This window comes from Acidobacteriota bacterium (genome assembly GCA_035471785.1).
Taxonomy (GTDB): domain Bacteria; phylum Acidobacteriota; class UBA6911; order RPQK01; family DATIPO01; genus JANQFM01.
Map to the genome: position 1 here is coordinate 40,062 of DATIPQ010000077.1, position 19,631 is coordinate 59,692.

Sequence of the window (19,631 nt, forward strand, 5' to 3'; positions counted from 1 at the left end):
ACACCTTTCTTGGCCTTCTCCTCAATCCTCTGCGCCTTGCCGGAAGACTTCCTCCGGAGGGAGCCCGCGGGCCTGGTCTATGCGGTGGATGCGGGCTTGGAACTGTCCTGAAGCATAGTCGAGAAACTCGTCCAGATCCAGTTGGAAGGGCGGCTCCCGGTAGGCGGCGAAAACTTCCTCCACGATGCCCAGCGCGAAAGGGAGCAGTTCGCTCATCTCATCTTGGATGATCTCCCACACCGGATCGCCGTGCTCGGCCACCAAACGGGAGAGGAGGAAAACGCCATAGGCCAGATGACGCGACTCGTCTCGTTTGACCAAGCGGATGGCTTGCTGCATCGCGGGCAGGACGCCTCTGCGGGAAAGGGCCGAGTGATAGGCATGATATCCCGTCTCAGCCACCACGCCTTCCACCACCAGGTTGTAGGTCACCGAAGCGCGGGCCTGGGCCTGAGGCGACGGATCCTCCAGCAGGCGGTTGAGTGCCTGGGGGAGGCGTTGCTGGAAGAGCTCTCGATAGCTCTCTCCCTGGAAGCCTGAAAGATCCTGCCGTGGCCGGGCTACTTCTTCCATAAAGCGCTGGAAGACCTCGACGTGCTTGGCCTCCTCGAAAAGGAAGGAGGTCAGGTAGATCTCTTCCTCCAGGCGACCCTCCCGCGCCAGGGTGAGGAGAAGGGGCAGCAGGTCGAGCGTGACCGACTCCTCTCCCGCCAGGAAGAGGGAGGAGAGGCGCAGCAACACGTCCTGCTCGTCTGCGTTGAGCTGCGTCCAGTCGCGCCGATCGCGCTCAAAGTCGATTTCCTGAGGATTCCACACGCCCAGGCGCTTGGCCTTATGCCACAAGCGGATGGGAAAACAGTCGTGGTCGAGTCCAGTCGCGCGGCCGATCTGGTAGCTGCGGGTAGCTGCCTCCATGCACTCCTCCTAAGAAGCTCAACGGGTGTCGATATCGCGGGCCGCCATTACCATTTCCCTAGCTGCCTTGGCGTAGGGCAAAAGCTCGGCGGTCTTTCCTTTGCGCAGTTGCAGCCGTCCCTGCAGAACTGCGAACATGGGATCAAGGGCGCCGCCGAAGAGGCTTTTCCAAGTCTCTTGAGAGGCGGCGATGACGAAGTCGGCCTCCTCCAAGTCACTGGGGCGGGCGGCTCGGGCCTCGATGCACCGGCCTTGACGCAAATCGGCATAGACGGCAGGCGACTGGCTTCCCTCCCCGCCGTCCTGCACCATGACCAATGCGCCCACCCAGTCCTGGGCAGCCTTGGCATAGGCCTCGCTTCGATTGATCCGAACCTTCCATTGCTCGGCCCAAGCGTCGCTGAAAACATCGATTGACATCATCGGCTCTCCTCAGTTGGCGGGTAGAAACAGTTGCAAGGTGGTCCCTTTACCCTCTTCGCTGGCGGCGCTGATCGTCCCTTTATGCAGGCGCATGATCTTGCGGCAAATGGCCAGGCCCAGCCCGGTTCCGTTGGCCTTGGTGGTGAAAAAAGGCCTGAAAAGCTTGCCCAACAGCTCTTTGGGGATGCCCGTCCCGCGGTCGATGACCCGCACCCATGCGCCGCCTTCCGGGTCGGCTTCAGCTTCGACGGTGACGGTCCCGCCCTCGGGCATGGCCTCGCAAGCATTGTAAAGAAGATTCCACAGCACGTCCTCGAAAAGCACGATGTCGACAGAGGCGGGAACGGGCCGGGGCGCCTTAAGGCCGATCTTGACGCCGCTGAAGGCCTCTTGCCCGGAGGCCGATTCGACGACGTGCTCGAGCAATTCCCGCAGGTCGATTTGCTGGGGCTGAGGCTGCCAGGGCTTGGCGAACATGAGCAATCGCTTGACGGTGTTGTCGAGCAGACCGATGCGGTCGGCAAGTTCGCCGAAGATCTCGTCGTAGGGAGGCGCTACCGCATTGTTGTCCTTGAGGATCTGAATGACCCCCGACACGGCCGCCAGCGGATTCTTGATTTCGTGAGCCACCGAGGCCGCCATTTCGCCCAGCGAGGCCAGATTCTGAGCCTGCATGAGTTCTTCCTGCAGTGCCTTTTCCTGGGTCAGGTCGCGAATGACCCCGACGAAGATGCGGTCTTGTTGCAGGACCAGTTCGCTGACTCCCAGGTGCATTGGAAACTCGCCGCCGCCTTTGCGCCGGCCGACGACCTCCCGTCCAACGCCGATGATGTGGGCCTCTCCGGTCTCCAGGTAGTCACGTATGTAACTGTCGTGGCGCTCGGCGTCCTCTTCAGGCATGAGCTTTGCCACGTTTTGGCCCAGCAGTTCTCGGCGGCGGTAGTCGAAAATGCGCAACACCGAGTTGTTGACGGCTTGAATGATCCCCTGCGAGTCGATGGTGATGATGCCGTCGATGACGTTCTCGACGATGGCCCGGTTGCGCTCTTCGCTGGCCTCCAGAAACTTCTCGGCCTCAAGGCGCTCGATAGCCGAAGAGAGGATATTGGCCACCGACTGCAGAAAACGGACGTCGGCCTTGGTGAATCGCCGCAGACCGGGACTGTGAGCCCCCAGCACGCCCCAGGGATCCTCGCGGCAGCGAATGAGCACGCTGACGCCGCTGAGGACGCCGTGCTCTTGCAGCAGGCGGGCGGGCTTGAAGCGCTCCTCGCTGCCGGAATCTTCCACGATTACCGGCGATGCCGACAAGAGAGTGTAACCAGCCTGGGAATCGGCCTCGGCACTGACCAGGGCCTGACCCACCTGCCCGTCCTTCCATCCCACTCCCGCTTGCAGCAAGAGGGTCTTACGGTCGGAGCGCAATTGCAGTATCTTGCTGAACTCGACCCGCAGGGCCTCGCTTACCGATTGTGCGGCGGCCTCCATCAGGTCCTGCAGATCTCCACCTTCCAAGGCCCGCAGTCCCAGATCGGCCACGGCCGCCTGCTGGTCAAGGCGGTGGAGAAGCTCCTCTTCGGCAGGCAGATCATCCAAGGCTTGCTCCGAGCGGCCGGCCCCCGCCGGCTCTACCTCAAAGTTTTCCCGAGACTTCTTGCGTCTGGTCATTTGCCGTCCCGCGCTCGTGCGCCGTCAATGTCCATGTCCGCCTCGGGGTGCTCTCTCGACCGCGGGACGCTCGTCTTGGGGCGAGAAATCTTCCCCCGGATTGATGAAGAGATCAGACTCCAGGCGGTACTGCTTGTCATGAAGTTCTTTGTAGCGTCCCTGCTGGGCCATGAGTTGAGCATGGTTCCCGCGCTCCACCACCTGGCCCTCCTCGATGACCAGAATCTGGTCGGCGCTGCGGATGGTCGAGAGCCGGTGGGCGATGACGAAGGTGGTGCGGCCCCGGCGCAGCCGTCTGAGGCCCTCCTGGATGCGGGCTTCGCTCTCGCTGTCGAGGTTGGAAGTGGCTTCGTCAAGAACGAGAATGACCGGGTCGGCGATGATGGCGCGGGCAATGGCCACCCGTTGACGCTGGCCTCCGGAAAGCTTGACGCCCCGCTCACCCACAATGGTGTCATATCCCTTCTCGAAGCTCTCGGCGAATTCATCTACGTGAGCGATGCGGGCCGCTTCGATGATTTCCTGGCGCCGGGCACGGGGATTGGCGTAGCCGATGTTCTCGGCGATGGTGCCGTCGAAGAGGACATTATCTTGCAGCACCACCCCGAGGAAGGAACGGTAGTCCCGCAGGCGAACGGTCTTGAGATCGACGCCGTCGACCAGGACACGCCCCTTGAGGGGACGGTTGAAGGCCAGAATAAGACTGATGAGGGTGCTCTTTCCCGATCCGCTGGAACCTACCAGGGCGGTCGTCGTCCCGGCTGAAGCCTGCAACGAGACGCCTCTGAGCACCGGCACGCCTTCATCGTACTCAAACCAAACGTCCTCGAACTCCACATCGCCGCGAATCCTCCGCAACGGCCGGCGTTCGCGGTCGCGTTCCACTTCGGTGGTCATGCTGCGCACCTCGTGGATGCGGTCCAAGCCTGCCAGGGCCTCGCTGATCTGGGTTCCGATGGAGGCGATCTGGACCACCGGTCCGGCCACCATGGCGGTGAAGAAGATGTACATGACGAGGTCGCCCAGCGACATCTGGCCGGCCAGCACGGCCCGTCCGCCCCACCACATGATAGTGACCCCGGCGGCTCCCAGGATGACGTTGCTGATGGCCAAGGTTCCCGAGAGTGCGGTTATGGTGCTGGCGATGTTGCGGAAGAGGCGGTGTACCCCCTGGGCGAAAACGCGGTCCTCATGCTTCTCCGACCGAAAGGCCTTGACGGTGCGGATGGCTCCCAGCGTCTCGCCCAACCGTCCCGTCACATCAGCCTGAATCCTGGCGCGCTCGCGGAAGATGGGACGCACGCGCTTGAGCACCACTCCCACGCCTGCTCCGAAGCCGGCCAGCACCACCATGAGGACGACCGTCATGGCCCAGTTGAGCCAGAAGAGGACGCCCAAGGCCAGAATGGCGGTGAAGATGCCTCCAATCAGTTGCACGATGCCCGTTCCCACCAAATTGCGGATGCCCTCGGCATCGCTCATCACCCGCGAGATAAGCACACCGCTCTTGGTGGAATCGAAGTAACTGACGGGCAGGCGCACGACGTGGCGCTCGACGACCTTGCGAAACTGGGCGATCGTGTACTGGGCGGCAACACTGAGAATCTGGGCCAGGCCGAAGGTGGTCGCTCCCTGCACAAGCGTGGCCACGATGACGGCGATGGCCAGCCACCCCAACAACTCGGCGTTGCCCTTCCCCAGCACATCGTCAATGAGGTACTTGGAGGAGCTTGGCAGGACGAATCCGGCCAAACGGTTGACCAGCAGAAGAAGCAGGCCCAGCAACATGCGCCGGCGTCGCTCCCAGACAATCCGGCGGGCCTCTTTCCAAGCCGCCGAATAGTCGATCTTCTTTTTCTCTTCCTTCAAGATCCTCCCATGATAGCTCATGCACCAGCGTCAACGGGTTGGCCGCCCTCCTCATCCCTGCTCAGCCAGCCAGAGAGCCTGAAAGGGCTCCAAGCGTACTTCCTCTTCCAGGCAGCGCCCCGAGAGAAGGTCGCAGCGGTAATCGCCCCCCAGGCGGCCCCTGGTCAGGGTCTGGGGCCGGGCCGAGCAGTTGACGATGACGAGCAGTCGTTGCGAGTGATCGGGGGCGCTGCGCAGCAGACCGAAAAGAGGACCTCTGGAGGCGGGCCACAATTCCTGCCCTCCCTGGGGATGAAAGGCGGACTGGCTGCGGCGAACCTCGAGCAGGCGGCGATAGCCTTGATAGATGCTGCGCTGAGCCCCGGCCCGCAGCAGGACCCGGCGCAAACGCTCGAGGCCGTAGATGTGGCGGTTGATGCGGCGCTTGATGCCGGAGCTGCGGTAGCCCTGCAGGTCATTGGGCGTCCCCACCAGGCTGTGGAAATAGACGGCCGGTATGCCCCGGAAGGCCAGCATGAGGGCTTGGGAGCTGAGGAAGCGCCTCACCTCAAGCGCTTCCTCCAGACCATCCCCGAAGAGGGCGTCCCGATAGGTGATGTTGAGTTCGTAGGGAGCCTGCGAGCCGTCCGGTCGCCGACCCTGGCTAACCAGTCCGCCCTTCTCCCGCGCCGCCCGCACCAGCCGGTCCAGGCGTCGCCGGCTGACCAATCCCTCCAGCGGGCGCAACCCGATTCCGTCATGAGAGGCGGTGAAGTTGAGGTAGCAGCTTCCTTCAGGCGGCTTCGACAGGTGGCGCGTCCACTCGATCAGAGGACCGGCGTCCTGATTGAGGAAGGCGTCCAGAAGCAAAGGAGGCAGACTGAACTGATAGACCAGATGAGCCTCATCTCCCTCACCGAAATAGCTGATGTTCTGCTGGTGGGGCAGGTTGGTTTCGGTGATGAGAAGTACGCCCGGAGCCAGCCTCTCCACCAGCCTGCGCATGAGCTGGACGACGGCGTGGGTTTGAGGAAGGTTGAGGCAAGAGGTACCCGCCTGCTTCCAGAGGAAAGCCACCGCGTCCAGTCGGATGATGCGGGCTCCGCGCTCGATATAGGCGAGCAGCACGGAGAGCATTTCAAGCAGCACGGCCGGCTGAGCGAAATTCAGATCGACTTGATCTTCGCTGAAAGTGGTCCACAGGCGGCGCAGTCCCCGGCTGGTTTGGAAAGGGGTCAGCAGAGGACTGCTGCGGGGACGGACCACCTGCGACCAATCCGCCCCGGGATCGGCCTCGATAAAATAGTCCAAGCCCGGAAGGCGCCCTTCCAGGTACTGTTCAAACCAGGGACTGCGGCGCGAGCAGTGGTTGAGCACCAAATCGAACATCAGGTGGAGTCGACTGCGAATCCTGGCGATGTCATCCCAATCTCCCAAGTCGGAGGCCACGCTCCGGTAGTCGATAACTGAAAAGCCGTCGTCGGAGGACGAGGGGAAAAAGGGCAGGATGTGGAGGGTCGAGAAGAGCTCGTGGAGCCCCTCGCCGGCCACAAAGTCATCTAATACCTGCAAACCTGGGCGGCCGCCGTCGGCAAGGCCGCCGCCGTAGCTGATCAGCACCACGTCCTTTTCCTCCCAGCAGGGGGGCAGTCCGCCGGGGGCGCGGAAGCGCTCGACCAGGGAGAGAAGCTGGGAGAGCGTCCGCCGAGCGGTCTGCGTGGGATAGAGTTGGCTGAGCAGACGCAGCAGGCGCCGACGCTCCTCTTTGCCGAAAGCCACCAAACGTCCTCCTCCTTGCGGGCAAGGGCGCAGGCCATCTTGCTCTTGGGCGGGGCCCGCAGTCAAGAAGTCCTCTCAAGAAGCCTCAAGGAAACCACGTTGTTTCCAGTCCTGACTTTCAGGTATGATGTGCGGCTTTGGACGCGTCTTGATAGACCGGCAAGGGGAGAAGAGATGGCTTCACGACCAGCAGAGGAATTCGTTCAGGAACTGACCCGGTGCGACCAGGAAACCTGGAACGGCGCGGTGGAAGAGATTGCCCAACAGACGCATCCGGTTGATCAGTCCGCCCTGCGCATCTGGTTTCGCTTCTGGCCTCTGAGCCTGTGCGAGGCTCTGGAAAAGAGCCCGGATCCCGACCAGACCGCCAAGGAACTGGAGTTGGACGGGAACTGGAAGCTGGAAGAGCAGATCGACAGCAGCATCGCCTTCTTTTATGCGGCCCGCTATTGGCCCCGCATCAAAGAAGCCGTCCTTGCCAGGGCCGAATCGGCCTCTGCCTCTCAGAGCGGATTGGCCGAGCACGCCCGCCAGGTGGCCGGGCAGGCTTCTCAGAGCTGCCAGGCCGGCCCCGCGCTGCTCCTCGGACTCAGCCTGGCGGCACTGATGATGCTGCGCCAGGTTGGATTCGCAGCCCTGTACGAGAAGCGTTCAAGTGCCGCTCAGGGGGCAACCGGGAAGCGCTCGCCCCAGCAGGTCCTCACGGCTCGCAAGCGCGCCAGCGGGGGGTTCTTCGACTTCCTCAAAGGAGCCGCCCGCAATTACCGGGTCGTATGGGACGAGAGCCGGGCCGAGGGGGCCAGTTTCCAGGTCTTGCAGGGGCAGGATATCTCCTGGGCCGCCGCCCAGGTTGAAGGCGACTACACCTCCATCGACCCGCGCCGTATCGAGGGACCCATTCCCGCCCAATGCCGCAGCGCCGCCTGCGGCTATTGCTGGGTGGGGGTGCTGCACGGCCAAGACAATCTCAGCCCGGCCTCGGCCTTCGAGCAGCGCCGCATGCGCTATTTCGGATACCTTCCCCGCGACGGCAAAGACCATCAGCAGCCTCTCATCCGCCTCTCCTGCCAAGCCAAGTGCCAGGGAGACGTCACGATCGTCGTCGCTCCCTGGAACGGAGTGTTGGACGGTCAGCGTTGATGAGCGCGGGGGCCGCTTCGGTGCGGGTCAGCGGGGGCTGTCGCTCTGCGGCATTGAGACCTGGGAGCGGGGACCTTCGGTAATGCCCTGTTCCTCGGGCAGGCGTTCCACCTGACCGGACACCATCAGAGGCAGATAGACTTCAAAGGACGTGCCCCGGCCCTTCTCGCTGTTGACGGTGATATGCCCGCCACTCTGCTTGATGATGCCATAGACCGTTGAAAGGCCCAGTCCCGTCCCCTTGCCGCTTTCCTTGGTGGAGAAGAAGGGCTCGAAAATATGGTCCAGGGTTTCACGGTCCATGCCTTCGCCTGTGTCCTTAACCCGCAGGCAAGCGTATTCTCCGCTGGAGAACTCCTTCTCGGCGTCTGGGACGCTGTCACGGTTCACATAGGCCGACCATGTTTCCAGGCGTACCGTTCCGCCGTCGGGCATGGCGTCGCGGGCATTGACGACCAGATTCATCAGAACCTGGGTAAACTGGTCGGGATCGACCCGGACCGAACCGGCATCTGGACTCAGGGTTGAGATCAGCTCGATATCCTCGCCGATCAAGCGGCGCAACAGTTTTTCCGATTCGCCGACCAAGTCGTTCAAGGGAACGATGCGCGGTTCCATGACCTGCTTGCGGCTGAAAGCCAATAGTTGACGTGTCACGGCACTGGCGCGGTCGGCGGCGTCCAGAATGGTCTCCACCTGCAGGCGTATCTTGGGGTCTCCGTCCACCGACTCCAGCAGGAAGGCCCCATATCCCGAAATGATGGTCAGGATGTTGTTGAAGTCGTGGGCCACGCCGCCCGCCAGCCGTCCGATGGCTTCCATCTTTTGAGCGTGGCGGAGTTGTTCCTCCAGTCCTTTGCGGGTGGTCTGATCTCCGAACTCAACCAAGATCCGTAACTCGCCGCTATCTTCGAAGGAATGAATGCGCAAGATCAGCCAACGTTTCTCGTGCCCTCTCCCGGAGGAGAACTCGAGCTCAAAGTCGTCCAGCTCCAAGCGGGCGACCTTATCAATACCTTCACAAATGGTTCGGCTCGTCTCCACTTCATGGGCCGTCCCCGCCCGAGCCTCGAGAAAGTCGGTGAGGCGGTCCCCTTCCTGACCACACGGTCCAAGCAAAGAGTGCTGCTCGGCGAATTCCTTCCACTCACGGTTGACGGCCATGATCTTGCAACTGCGGTCCAAGATCGCAATGTAGGAGGAAATGGAATCGACAATCGCTTGAAGAAACAGGCGCGATCGTGTCAGCTTCTCGATGCTCTGCTGGTAGAATCGAATAATATTGTAGTTTATGAATCCGATAAGAAGGACGAGCAGGATAACCAGCAGAGTCGCGTCTTTCAACTTGAGCAAGACCAACGCTCCCACAATGGCGCCCAAGCCGGCGCTCAGGGAAGTCCACAGCAGGCCTCGCTTCAGCGCCACATAGAAGGGCTGGCCCGAATAGAGGGTCATAGCGATCGCTATGGAGCCCAAGTTGAGCGTGAAGTGGAGAGCCGCCGCCGAAACCAGGGCGATAACGAAGACTCCCGGTCGAGACCAGGCGACGTCGGGATCAAAAGGCCAGTCTGTTCCCGCCACCAGATAGAGGACCTGGGCTGCTATGTAGGTGGCTATGCTGAGTTGACAAATGTTAAAGACAATCTTTTCATAGCCTTTGATCCTCTTCAAAGACCTTAAGTTGCCGACCGTCCCTTCCGTGAAGGCGATGATGGTAGCCACGGCCGGCCCATAAAGGAGCATGCCTGTGTAGAGGAAGAGGTCGCCAAAAGTGAGGATGATCCCTTGATGACGCGAGGGGGAGGGGAAACTTATTGGGAATGCTGCACCCAAGCCTGTCAGGGCGACTAGCAAAAGCCAGCTCAAATCCCCGTGGCCGAAAGCGGTCTCGACCACCACCTGGTAGAAAGAAAGGGCGATCACCACCAGTCCTGGCATAATCAGAAGGTAGAGATAGACCCGCCCGGCTCTCGATGTGGTGACCCCTGGACTGCTCATAATGCCTCGAAAGGAAGGCGTTTTCCTCAGATTGCGAACTTTTCTAGGATACCATGTCGATTCGGCTGATTGGACGTTAACCCGAGTCTGTAAAAACAAAGAAGCGGCGCAGCCAAGACTTGGCTGCGCCGCCAGGTTCGATTCTTTGCAGCGTTGTCAGTCGGTTTGGGGCGACGTCAAGTCCGGCAGGACTTCTGACACCCGAAGCTGCCCAAGATTAATCCGCCCACAGAGCGCCGTCACCCCACAGGGCGCCGTCACCCCACAAGGCACCGTCACCCCACAGGGCACCGTCACCCCACAGAGCACCGTCACCCCACAGGGCACCCTCACTCCACAAGACGCCGTCACCCCACAGAGCGCCGTCACCCCACAGAGCGCCGTCGCCCCACAAGGCACCGTCACCCCACAAGGCACCGTCACCCCACAGGGCACCGTCACCCCACAAGGCGCCGTCACCCCACAAGGCGCCGTCACCCCACAGAGCGCCGTCGCCCCACAAGGCACCGTCACCCCACAGGGCGCCGTCGCCCCACAAGGCACCGTCGCCCCACAGAGCGCCGTCGCCCCACAAGGCACCGTCACCCCACAGAGCACCGTCACCCCAGAGGGCACCGTCAGGTCCAATTGCAGGGGACTGCCAGAACTCAAGCCAGCCAGAGGAGCTATCCCAGCTCAACCTGTCGACCCACTGCCGCTGCGGGGAAAGGTCCCCGACCAAGCTGGACAGCATGAGTCGGTTACCCCGAATGAATGCCCCTCCGGCCCAAACACGCTCTCCGTTGGAGAGGTACCAAAAAGGAGCCACAGGCTGTCGGAAAACGCCCTCGGGCAGGTCCAGTGATTGGGCGGCCCGGACAGCGATCATGGTGTTAAGAGCGCCATTGCCCATCTCCAGCAGATTGAAGGCTTCCCCGTCCATCTTGACGGCGGTCACAAGGAGAAGCGCTTTGACGGCAATCGGGTTCAGGCGGGGATTGGCTTCCAGCACCTGAGCAATGCTGCCGGCCACGAAGGGCACAGCCATGCTGGATCCGCTCAGGCGCAAGTATCCATCCTCCTGAATTCGTTCCGGCAGAATTCGCTCCAGGTGGCTGCCGGGGGCCAAGGTCGAGACGACCCGGCGGCCCGGCGCGATCAGATCAGGCTTGAGCAGTCCGTCCCGAGACGGCCCACGGGAACTGAACACGGTGGCACGGTCGTCGAGATGAGTCAGGGTGCCGTTGGTATCCGAGGCGCCGACGGTGATCGCCGAAGGCTCCAGCCCGGGGCTGGTGATGGCACCGTAGACGACTGGAAAATCAGGAAAGGAGCCGTAGTTGCCGGCTGAAGCCACAGTCACGATGCCGGCACGCACCATGGCTCTGACAGCCAGGCAAAGGGGATCTTGATCGGCCGGCTGCAGGGGCGGGGCGCCGAGCGACAGGTTGGCGACGCGGACGTTGAACTCGTCCTTGTGGTCGATCACCCACTGCATTGCGGCCACTAGGTCGTCGATTCGGCCAATCCCTTCTTCATCCAAGATACGGACGTCGAGCAGATTCGCCTCAGGCGCTACGCCGCGATAAAAGCCGCCCGATAGCATGCCGTTTCCGGCCACGATGCCGGCAACGTGAGTGCCGTGGCCGTACGGATCAAAGCCGTCCAACCCGACGCGGGCTCGTCCCGAGGTAAAGTCGACGCCGCCGATGATGCGACCGGCGAGATCCTGATGACGCGCAATGCCGGAGTCGAAGACGGCCACCGTGACGCCGCGGCCGGTCAGTCCCGTACGATCCGCGCCCACCGTTTCAACCATATGGTTGAGGAAGGAGCGGTTCTCGTCGCGAACGTCGCCTCGGGCCGAGCGGGTGGAGCGGACTTCCGCATTCAAGGCCACGAAGTGGACATCGTCCGAGCGTTCCAACTCCCGTAACTGGCCCTCCGTGAGGCGCGCCTGATAGCCGTTGATGATGGAGAGTGCGCGGGCTCGAGCGGGCAGGCTGCGCAGGCGGATGCCCGGCCTGTTCATGACGATAACGTCCACGCTGGCCTCACGGCCGCTGCGAAGGCGGAGGCGGTCAAGTTGATGGAATACGTGGGGTGAAACCTTGCTGTCGGAGCCTGCGTTCTGCGGCTCCGCAGAAGCCTGAAAGGCCAGCAGGGGTACGAACAGAAAGAACCCCACAACGACAAATGCAATCGATGCTTTGGTGAACCAGTTAATCTTCATAACGAATCGAACCTCCTCATTGGGGTGGAGGAGATGCCGTCCCGACACCCTGTCTCCCGTCCCGCTTCTTAAATGCTTCGTGCGTTGCTTTTCGAGCGTCCGCCGATCCTCATCTGCGCTCAGCCGAGCAGCAGATAGAATCCGACCACGACGCACACGATCAGGGCGGCCTTGTGACTAAAAGTACTCTTAATCATTGTTTTTCCTCCCTCATAGTGAAGTTTGTTGCCCAACAAAATCCTGCAATCAACGGTTGACGCCTCCTCGCCGTTTTTGGATGTGCCGTCGCTTGCCTATCTCCCGGTCAACCCAGCATCAGCCGAGTGCCGGGACGACCGGTCTCTTGGCAAAGCACGACCGTCAGCAATAGCCGCCAAATTTCCAATTTTCGAAGAAGTGCCAGTTTTCCTTGCACCGCAACGCGACTCAGATTCCGGGTCGACCGCCAGGAATCAAGATCTGGTCCTGGCGGACTCTGTGAGTCTGAGTTCGGTGCCCGTCAAGTAGGGAGAAGCCAACTGGGGAAAATGCTGAGGCATGCCATGTGAAGCGCACAAAGCATGTCAACAGAAGTCCACAGAGTTCATCTTCTGCCTACAATCAACTTTGCGCTTCGCTCCGATCCGGCATGGAGGGTGATCATTCGCGAAACGTGTGCCCAAATTGTCAGGTACGTGCCGGGAGGTTGGCATGGGAGAGTTCCCGGCTCGCCCATGAGATCCATTGTACATCAGGCGCCCAGCGAATGCAACCGCAAACACGATATGCATTAGCCGCAATTAAGTGGCTTTCTGGATTCCTGATTGTCATAGATCTCGTGCCCAGCAGACGGATTATCCCCGTCCGCTGGTGCGGATGGTATCACAAAACCAACGCTGAGTGGAAAAAATTTTAATATTGACAACCTGAGCCGTGCCGTCCCCCCCAGGCAAGGGCCGCCCTGGGTTACAATTCCTGCCATCAGAACCTGGCAAGACGAGGCTTGAGGACCTAACCATGACCTATCGCATTCTCACCCGGGGGCGGCTCCTTTTTCCCTTAATGCTTCTCCTCTGCTCCCTGGCTGCGCTGGTGGGACAGAACCCGGTCCATCAACTCGACTTGGCCCGGCTCCCCACCGAGATCGGCTTGCTGACCCGCATCTCGGGCGTGGCAGGAAACTCCCGAGTCGGCATCTTCGGCGTCCCGGTGGCGGGCGGAGAGGACCTGGACGGCGACGGCCACAACGACCTCGCCCTCGCTTACATGACGGCGGGCCCCCTGCAGCGTTTCGGAGCCGGTGAAGTCTACCTGATCTTCGGCAGCGGATCGCTGGGTCAGGACATGGTGGCGATGCCCTCGCCTCGGATCCTCCGGATCGCCGGACTCCAGCAAATGGCTCACTGCGGGGACTCCATCTGGATGGGGGATTTCAACGGCGACTCCAGGGGCGAATTGGTCATCGGCTGCCAGGACTTTTCGCCTTCCGGGCAGCGCCAGCAGGCCGGCGCCCTGGTACTTGTGCATGGCACTCCCCTCTTGCGCCAGATGGCCGTCGAGCAGCAGACGCTGGACCTGGCCGCCCCGCCAGGGGGAGTGGAAGTGTTACGTATCGAGGGCGCCCAAGCGGCAGCCCGGCTGGGGATCTGGATGCGCAATGGAGACGTGGACGGAGACGGCATCGACGACCTTGTTGCGGGCGCCGACCGGGAAGATGACCGGCGGGGCGCCGTCTACGTGCTGCGGGGGGGGAGCCACCTGTCTTCGGGGGGCGTTCTCGACATCTTTCCGCCTCCCCAGCGTCTCCAGGGCCATGTGGCCCGCATCCATGTCGACGGACTGCCCGCCGGAGCCCATTTCGGGGCCACTTGCCAGAGCGGCGATCTGGACGGCAACGGCCGCGCCGAAGTGCTGGCGGCGGCCACCCTCAACCGGGCTGGAGCCTCCCTGAGCGGGGCCGGTCTGGGGCAGGGCGGAGTCCTGGGGGGTGCTAGCTACATCGTGTGGGACGAGTCCTTCCCTGCCGGCTTGTGGCCCGACGACTATTCTTTCGCCCTGGAGGAGGCTCCTGGACCTGTCTCCGTTCTCAACGGCGAGGGGGTCGGCGTCAGCTTCGGAGAGGAGCTGCTGGCAGGCGCCGACCTGGACGGAGACGGCGCGCCCGACCTGTACGTGGGCGATCTGGCGGCGATCGGCTTCACGGGGGAGGGCTGGGTCTTCTTTGATGCCGCCTCCCTGAAAGGACGCCAAATCGCCCTCAACGCAATGCCCCCGGACATCCGCTTGAGCCGCATCATCGGTCCTGAAGGAGGCGCCCTGGGATCCGACACGGCAGCCTTGGGCGACTTCGACGGAGACGGCTGGCAAGACCTGCTGATCGGGGCTCCCACCGCCTCGGTGCACATCGACGGAGAGGAGCGCAACTCGGCCGGCAAGGTCCACATCTTCTACGGACAGGCGGGCGCCTGGCCGTCCTTCATCGACACCAGTCCCGAGGGACTGGCCCAGCTCGAAGGCCTGCGCGTAACCGAGGTCCTGGGCGCCTCCGGAAGTGCTGCGGGAGACCGGGGAGACACTCTCTGCTACAGCGCTGCCGCCGGCGACATGGACGGGGACGGACTGCCCGAGGCACTCATCAATGAAATGGTCGGAAACGGCCCCGGCCCTGCCGACATCGATATCGGCAACATCATCGTGCTGGGCTGGAGGACTCTGGCTCCGCTTCTTACATCTCAGGCGCCGCCGACCCGCCCGGTGCGCAACTTGCCGCCCCGCCCGCCGCGTCCCTCTCCTCCGCGCTGAATCAATCCTCGGCAGGAGCGTTGGGCAGCAACAGCCTGAGCAGGAAAAGCAGCAGGCATCCGGAAGCCAAAGCGAAGATCGTGCCGAAGCCCAGTACGAAGGTGAGCTGGCCGTAAAGATGGGTCCAATGCTCCCCGCCGCCGGGCGGAATCGTGTAGCTGGGATGGGTGTAGACGGTTCCCACGCCGGTTACCATGGTAAAGATTATGGCCAGGGCGATCTGAAGCTGGGACCAGGCGTTGAGCAGAAAAGCCACGACTACGATGTTGCTGTAGGATCCCCACTCGCTCACGTGAATCTGAACCACCGCCAGCACGGTGCAGACTTCCACCGCCACCGAGAGACTGATGACTTCGACCCAGTTCAAGGGCAGTCCGGCGGCATAGGCGAGCATGCGCAACAGCCAGACCAGGGTGAGGATGCCCAGGTAGGGGCCGGCCAGGCGCACGTGTTGGGTGAAAGTCTTAGCGTTGATTCTCATGAAGCACCCTCTCCCCCCTGGACTGACCCGTCTCTTCTTCCGTGGGTGAGACCGCCACGGCCGAAACCGCCAGCAAAGTCATGTCGTCGTGCTGATCGTCCTCCGCGAAGCGCCGCACCTCGCTCAATATCCGCTCAATGACCTGGACCGGATCCCTTGAGCCGGCCTGACCTACCGCCTGACGGATGCGTGCAGTCCCGAACTCCTCCCGGCTGAAGCCGGCCTCGCTGACCCCGTCGGAGTAAACCAGCAGCAGGTCTCCGCGCTGCAGCTCCACGCTGCCGGTGTTGTAGCGGCTCTCAGGAAAGATCCCCAGCGGCAACCCTCCCTCACACAATCGCTTGACTTTATCTCCGCTGAAGAGCATGGGGCGGTTGTGTCCGGCGTTGACGTAATGGAGACGGCGCCCGACCGGATCCCACTCGGCGTAGAAGAAGGTGGCGAAACTGGCCGGTGGAGACACTTCCCAAAAGTGGTTGTTGAGGCGCCAGCAAAGTTCGTCGGGCCGTTCGCCGTTACGCGCCTCCCGGCGCAGCAGGGCTTGCAGGTTGGCCATCAGGATGGCGGCTGATACTCCCTTGCCGCTGATGTCGGCCAAGGCGAAGACTTGCCTTCCGTCGGGCAATTCGAGCACGTCGAAATAGTCCCCGCTGATGAACTGGGCGGGAATGCATACGCCGTGAAAGGCCAGTCCCCGCCCCTGGGGATAGGTCTTGGGGAAGAGCGCCTTCTGCACCTCGCGGGCGAAGTTCAATTCGGCTTCCTTGCGGGCTAGTTGCAGGCGGGAATCGCGCAGATCGCGGCGCACCCTGGCCAGCAACAGCACCAGCAGCGCTCCCCCGGTTACTGCGGCGAAGGTGAGAGCTTGTCCGGCCACTGCCGACCCGACCCAAAGATCGCGTCCCAGGTAGGTGAGTACCGCCGCCGTCAGCAGAAAGGGCAGAATGAGCAGTTCGTCTCGCACTCAGCCGTCATTATAGACTGGGTCGGCTCCTTGGAAAGTCCGGCCGGCGGCTCATCTTTCCTGCCGGGCCGTCGCCTTCCCGGGCCAAAGCGGTTAGACTGTAGGCCCATGCGGGATCTGCGGAGGCTTTTTCCTTATATTCGTCCTTATCTGCCTCTGCTCTTGCTGTCGCTTCTGCTGCTGGTCATCAGCGCCTTGCTGGAAGGGTTGATCGTGGCCATGCTGGAGCCCATCTTCAACTACTGGCAGGGAGCGCCGCAGGGAATGGCGCAGGGTTCCTTCTCGTCCATCAACCGCTGGCTGGGCATCGAGGACAACGCCTTCACCCGCATTCCGCTCCTCTTGATCCTCTTTGCCCTTTTCAAGGGTGTCTTCCTTTATGCCTCCGAAGTCTCGATGAGCTACGTGGGACAAAAGATCGTAGCCACTCTGCGCAGCCGCCTGCACCAGCGTCTGCTGCGCCAGTCGATGGCCTTTTACGTCCGTCAGGCCAGCGGACAGATCATGGCCCGGGTCATCACCGACACCGAGCGGATTCAGGAAACGGTCAGCCGCACCCTGACCGACTTCGCCCGTCAGAGCATGCTTCTGCTGGTCTTTTTGGGCATTCTTCTTTATATCGATTGGGTGTTGACGCTGGCCATGTTCATTCTGGCTCCGCCGGTGCTGTGGATCACGCTGCTGATGGGCCGGCGCCTGCGGGGAGTGGCCCAGCGCAGCCAGCAAAACCTCTCCGACATTTCCCAAGCTCTTCAGGAGACCATCGCCGGACAACGCATCGTCAAAGCGTTCGCCATGGAAGACTATGAGCAGCGGCGCTTCGACGGCATGTTGCGCAAGCTGGTCCGCAACAACATGGGCGTAGCCAAGATCAGCGCTCTCAGTTCGCCGCTGATGGAGCTGATCGGTTATCTGGCCTTCGCTCCGCTGCTGCTCTATGCGGGCTACGCCGTTTCGGCCCGCGACGGACTGACCATCGGCTCCTTGGCCGCTTTCATCGTGGCCCTTTTCCGCCTCTACGACCCCATCCGCAAGCTCTCCCGCATGCACCTCCACTTCCAACAGGCTTTCGCCTCTTCTTCGCGCGTCTTCGCCCTGCTCGACACCCCCATCGACGTCAAGGAGTCCGAGGGAGCCCGGCGGCTGCCCCCCATCGAGCGCTCCATCGTCTTCCGCCAGGTCTCACTTCGCTACAGCCAGACGGAGCGTCCGGCTTTGGACGGCATCGACCTGGAGATCCCCAAAGGCCGAAGCGTGGCCTTGGTGGGCAGCAGCGGGGCCGGCAAGACCTCTTTGGCGGGGCTGATCGGGCGCTTTTACGATCCCACCTCGGGAGCGGTGCTGATCGACGGGCAGGACCTGCGGCAGGTCACCTTGGAATCGCTGCGCACCCAAGTGGCCATGGTGACTCAGGACACCTTTCTCTTCAACGACAGCATCCGCAGCAACATCGCTTACGGACACCCCGAGCGTCCACTTCAGGAGGTGATGGAAGCGGCCCGCGCCGCCTACATTCACGATTTCATCGAAGAGCTCCCCCAAGGCTACGACACGGTCATCGGGGAGCAGGGGCAGCGCCTTTCAGGAGGGCAGCGTCAGCGTTTGGCCATCGCCCGTGCGGTCTTGAAGAAAGCTCCCATATTGATACTCGATGAAGCCACCTCTTCGCTGGACAGCGAGTCGGAACTGCTGATACAGAAAGCCCTGGAGCGTCTCATGCGCACTTCCACGGCGGTGGTGATCGCCCACCGCCTCTCAACCGTGCGCAGCGCTGACGAGATCATCGTGATGGAGCGGGGCCGCATCCTGGAGCGGGGCGCTCACGACAAGCTCATGCAGGAAAGCGGCGCCTATCGCCGTCTTTACGAACTGCAGTTTGAAACCTAGGAAGCGAGGAAGCAAGCATGCGCAGCATGACCGGATATGGACACGCCGTCCGCAGCGGGGGCGACCTGGAAATCGTGGTCGACATCAAGACCGTCAACGGACGTTTCCTGGACATCGCGCCACGACTTCCCAAAGAACTGGCCGGTCTGGAAAACGCCATCAAAAAAAGCGTTCAACCCGACCTGCGCAGAGGACGCGTGGAGATTTTTCTCAACGTCACCTCCAAGGCTCTCGACCAGTATCAATTGAACGAGCCGCTGGTAGAGAACTACCTGGCCATCGCCCGCCGGGCCGGGGCCCAGGGGGTGGAAGGGACTCTGCAACTGAGCACGCTGCTGGGCATGCCCGGCGTGCTCATCTCCAGGGAACAAGACCTGGAGGAGCGGGAGCAGGAGGAGCGCATCGTCGAGGCCGTGCAGGAGGCTTTGCAGCAAGTGGTGGCCGAGAGGCAAAGCGAAGGGGAGACCCTCAAGCGAGACCTGCAGGAAAGGCTCCGGCGCATGAGCCGATGGGTCGACGACATCGAGAAGGAAAGCGAGGCCGTACGGGAGCACTATCGGCAAAAACTGACGGAAAGGGTGGAGCGCATGGCCCAGGACCAGCCCGTCGATCCCACACGCCTGGCCCAGGAGATCCTATACTATTGTGAGAAGGCGGATATCTCGGAGGAGATCACCCGCCTGCGCCGCCATCTCGAACGCTTCGCTGAGCAAATCGAGGTGGAAGACGCCAGCATCGGCAAGAGTCTGGACTTTTTGTGCCAGGAGCTGAACCGGGAAAGCAATACGATTCTTTCAAAGTCGCAGGCAGCCAATCTGTCGGAGCTGGCGCTCGAGGCCAAGACGGAAGTGGAGCGCATCAGGGAGCAGGTCCAGAATGTCGAGTGAGAGCCAGCGCGGCACCCTTTTTGTCATCTCGGCGCCTTCGGGCGCCGGCAAGACCTCTCTGGCCACAGGATTGCTCGGCTCGGTGGCGGGGCTGGAGTTCTCGGTCAGCCATACCACCCGGGAGCCCCGCCAGGGCGAAGAGCACGGCGTTGACTACTTTTTCGTCTCGCTGGACGAATTCGAGAGGATGATCGCTGAGCAAGCCTTCCTGGAGTTCGCCCGCGTCTACGGGAACCACTACTACGGCACCAGCCGCCAGTTCGTGCTTGCCAAGCTGGAGCGGGGACGCGACGTCCTGCTCGACATCGACGTGCAGGGCGCGCTCCAAGTCAAGCGGCAAATTCCTGAAGCAGTCTTGATTTTCGTCTTCCCGCCCTCCTTTGAGGTCCTGCGCGAGCGCTTGCGCAGACGCGGGCTGGACGGGAGCAACGAAATCGAACGCCGCCTTTCCCTTGCGGCCCAGGAGATCGTTCATCACGACCGCTACCAGTACCTCATCATCAACGACGATTTGGAAAAATCGCAGGATGAGTTAAGATCTATAGTTTTGGCGGTCCGCTGCGGATCGGCGCGTCGGCGCGAAGCCGCCGGCCGCATCTGCCGCACTTTTGAAGAAAAGACGGCCGCACGTTAAGACCCTGAGGAGAA

Annotated in this window: 14 protein-coding genes; 5 read left to right on the forward strand and 9 right to left on the reverse strand. The window is 62.0% G+C overall.

Features of this window, described 5'->3' with window-relative positions:
• Positions 1 to 21 precede the first annotated feature (21 nt).
• From VLU25_10825 to VLU25_10845, 5 genes are read right to left on the reverse strand one after another with little or no spacing between them, the layout of a single operon-like run.
• A complete protein-coding gene (locus VLU25_10825; GenBank protein ID HSR68426.1) occupies positions 22 to 915 on the reverse strand; it encodes a R2-like ligand-binding oxidase in 894 nt (297 codons plus the stop codon).
• An 18-nt stretch (positions 916 to 933) separates the two neighbouring features.
• On the reverse strand, positions 934 to 1,338 hold the full coding sequence (locus VLU25_10830; protein HSR68427.1) for an SCP2 sterol-binding domain-containing protein: 405 nt from the start codon (positions 1,336 to 1,338) through the stop codon (positions 934 to 936).
• A 9-nt stretch (positions 1,339 to 1,347) separates the two neighbouring features.
• A complete protein-coding gene (locus VLU25_10835; GenBank protein ID HSR68428.1) occupies positions 1,348 to 3,006 on the reverse strand; it encodes a PAS domain S-box protein in 1,659 nt (552 codons plus the stop codon).
• Positions 3,007 to 3,030: 24 nt separating this feature from the next.
• Positions 3,031 to 4,875, reverse strand: coding sequence for an ABC transporter ATP-binding protein (locus VLU25_10840; GenBank protein ID HSR68429.1), 1,845 nt, complete (start codon positions 4,873 to 4,875; stop codon positions 3,031 to 3,033).
• 51 nt (positions 4,876 to 4,926) lie between these two features.
• Positions 4,927 to 6,633 (reverse strand): sugar phosphorylase, encoded by a 1,707-nt coding sequence (locus tag VLU25_10845; GenBank protein HSR68430.1) that lies wholly within the window; start codon positions 6,631 to 6,633, stop codon positions 4,927 to 4,929.
• 174 nt (positions 6,634 to 6,807) lie between these two features.
• On the opposite strand from VLU25_10845, the gene VLU25_10850 reads away from it, so the two are divergent.
• Entirely contained in the window at positions 6,808 to 7,773 is a 966-nt protein-coding gene (locus VLU25_10850) for a hypothetical protein (GenBank protein HSR68431.1), read from the forward strand.
• A 27-nt stretch (positions 7,774 to 7,800) separates the two neighbouring features.
• On the opposite strand, the gene VLU25_10855 is transcribed toward VLU25_10850, so the two are convergent.
• Positions 7,801 to 9,771, reverse strand: coding sequence for an ATP-binding protein (locus VLU25_10855; protein HSR68432.1), 1,971 nt, complete (start codon positions 9,769 to 9,771; stop codon positions 7,801 to 7,803).
• A gap of 217 nt (positions 9,772 to 9,988) precedes the next feature.
• Positions 9,989 to 11,983, reverse strand: a complete 1,995-nt coding sequence (locus tag VLU25_10860) for a S8 family serine peptidase (GenBank protein HSR68433.1) — start codon at positions 11,981 to 11,983, stop codon at positions 9,989 to 9,991.
• Positions 11,984 to 12,979: 996 nt separating this feature from the next.
• Here VLU25_10860 and VLU25_10865 point away from each other — a divergent pair.
• Positions 12,980 to 14,764 carry a VCBS repeat-containing protein gene (locus VLU25_10865; protein HSR68434.1) on the forward strand — a complete coding sequence of 595 codons (1,785 nt, stop codon included), beginning with the start codon at positions 12,980 to 12,982 and terminating at the stop codon, positions 14,762 to 14,764.
• A gap of 1 nt (position 14,765) precedes the next feature.
• Here the strand turns inward: VLU25_10865 and VLU25_10870 are convergent, their stop codons facing one another.
• A complete protein-coding gene (locus VLU25_10870; GenBank protein ID HSR68435.1) occupies positions 14,766 to 15,245 on the reverse strand; it encodes a hypothetical protein in 480 nt (159 codons plus the stop codon).
• A complete protein-coding gene (locus VLU25_10875; GenBank protein ID HSR68436.1) occupies positions 15,229 to 16,209 on the reverse strand; it encodes a PP2C family protein-serine/threonine phosphatase in 981 nt (326 codons plus the stop codon). The genes VLU25_10870 and VLU25_10875 overlap by 17 nt, the downstream gene beginning before the upstream one ends.
• 108 nt (positions 16,210 to 16,317) lie before the next feature.
• Between VLU25_10875 and VLU25_10880 the strand changes: the two genes are divergently transcribed.
• Genes VLU25_10880 through gmk form a run of 3 tightly spaced genes read left to right on the forward strand, consistent with a single transcriptional unit; the run spans position 16,318 to position 19,617 of the window.
• Positions 16,318 to 18,096: an ABC transporter transmembrane domain-containing protein gene (locus tag VLU25_10880; GenBank protein ID HSR68437.1), complete on the forward strand. Its 1,779-nt coding sequence runs from the start codon at positions 16,318 to 16,320 to the stop codon at positions 18,094 to 18,096.
• A gap of 17 nt (positions 18,097 to 18,113) precedes the next feature.
• Entirely contained in the window at positions 18,114 to 18,983 is an 870-nt protein-coding gene (locus tag VLU25_10885) for a YicC/YloC family endoribonuclease (protein HSR68438.1), read from the forward strand.
• Entirely contained in the window at positions 18,973 to 19,617 is a 645-nt protein-coding gene (gmk, locus tag VLU25_10890) for a guanylate kinase (GenBank protein HSR68439.1), read from the forward strand. The genes VLU25_10885 and gmk overlap by 11 nt, the downstream gene beginning before the upstream one ends.
• Positions 19,618 to 19,631: the final 14 nt, after the last annotated feature.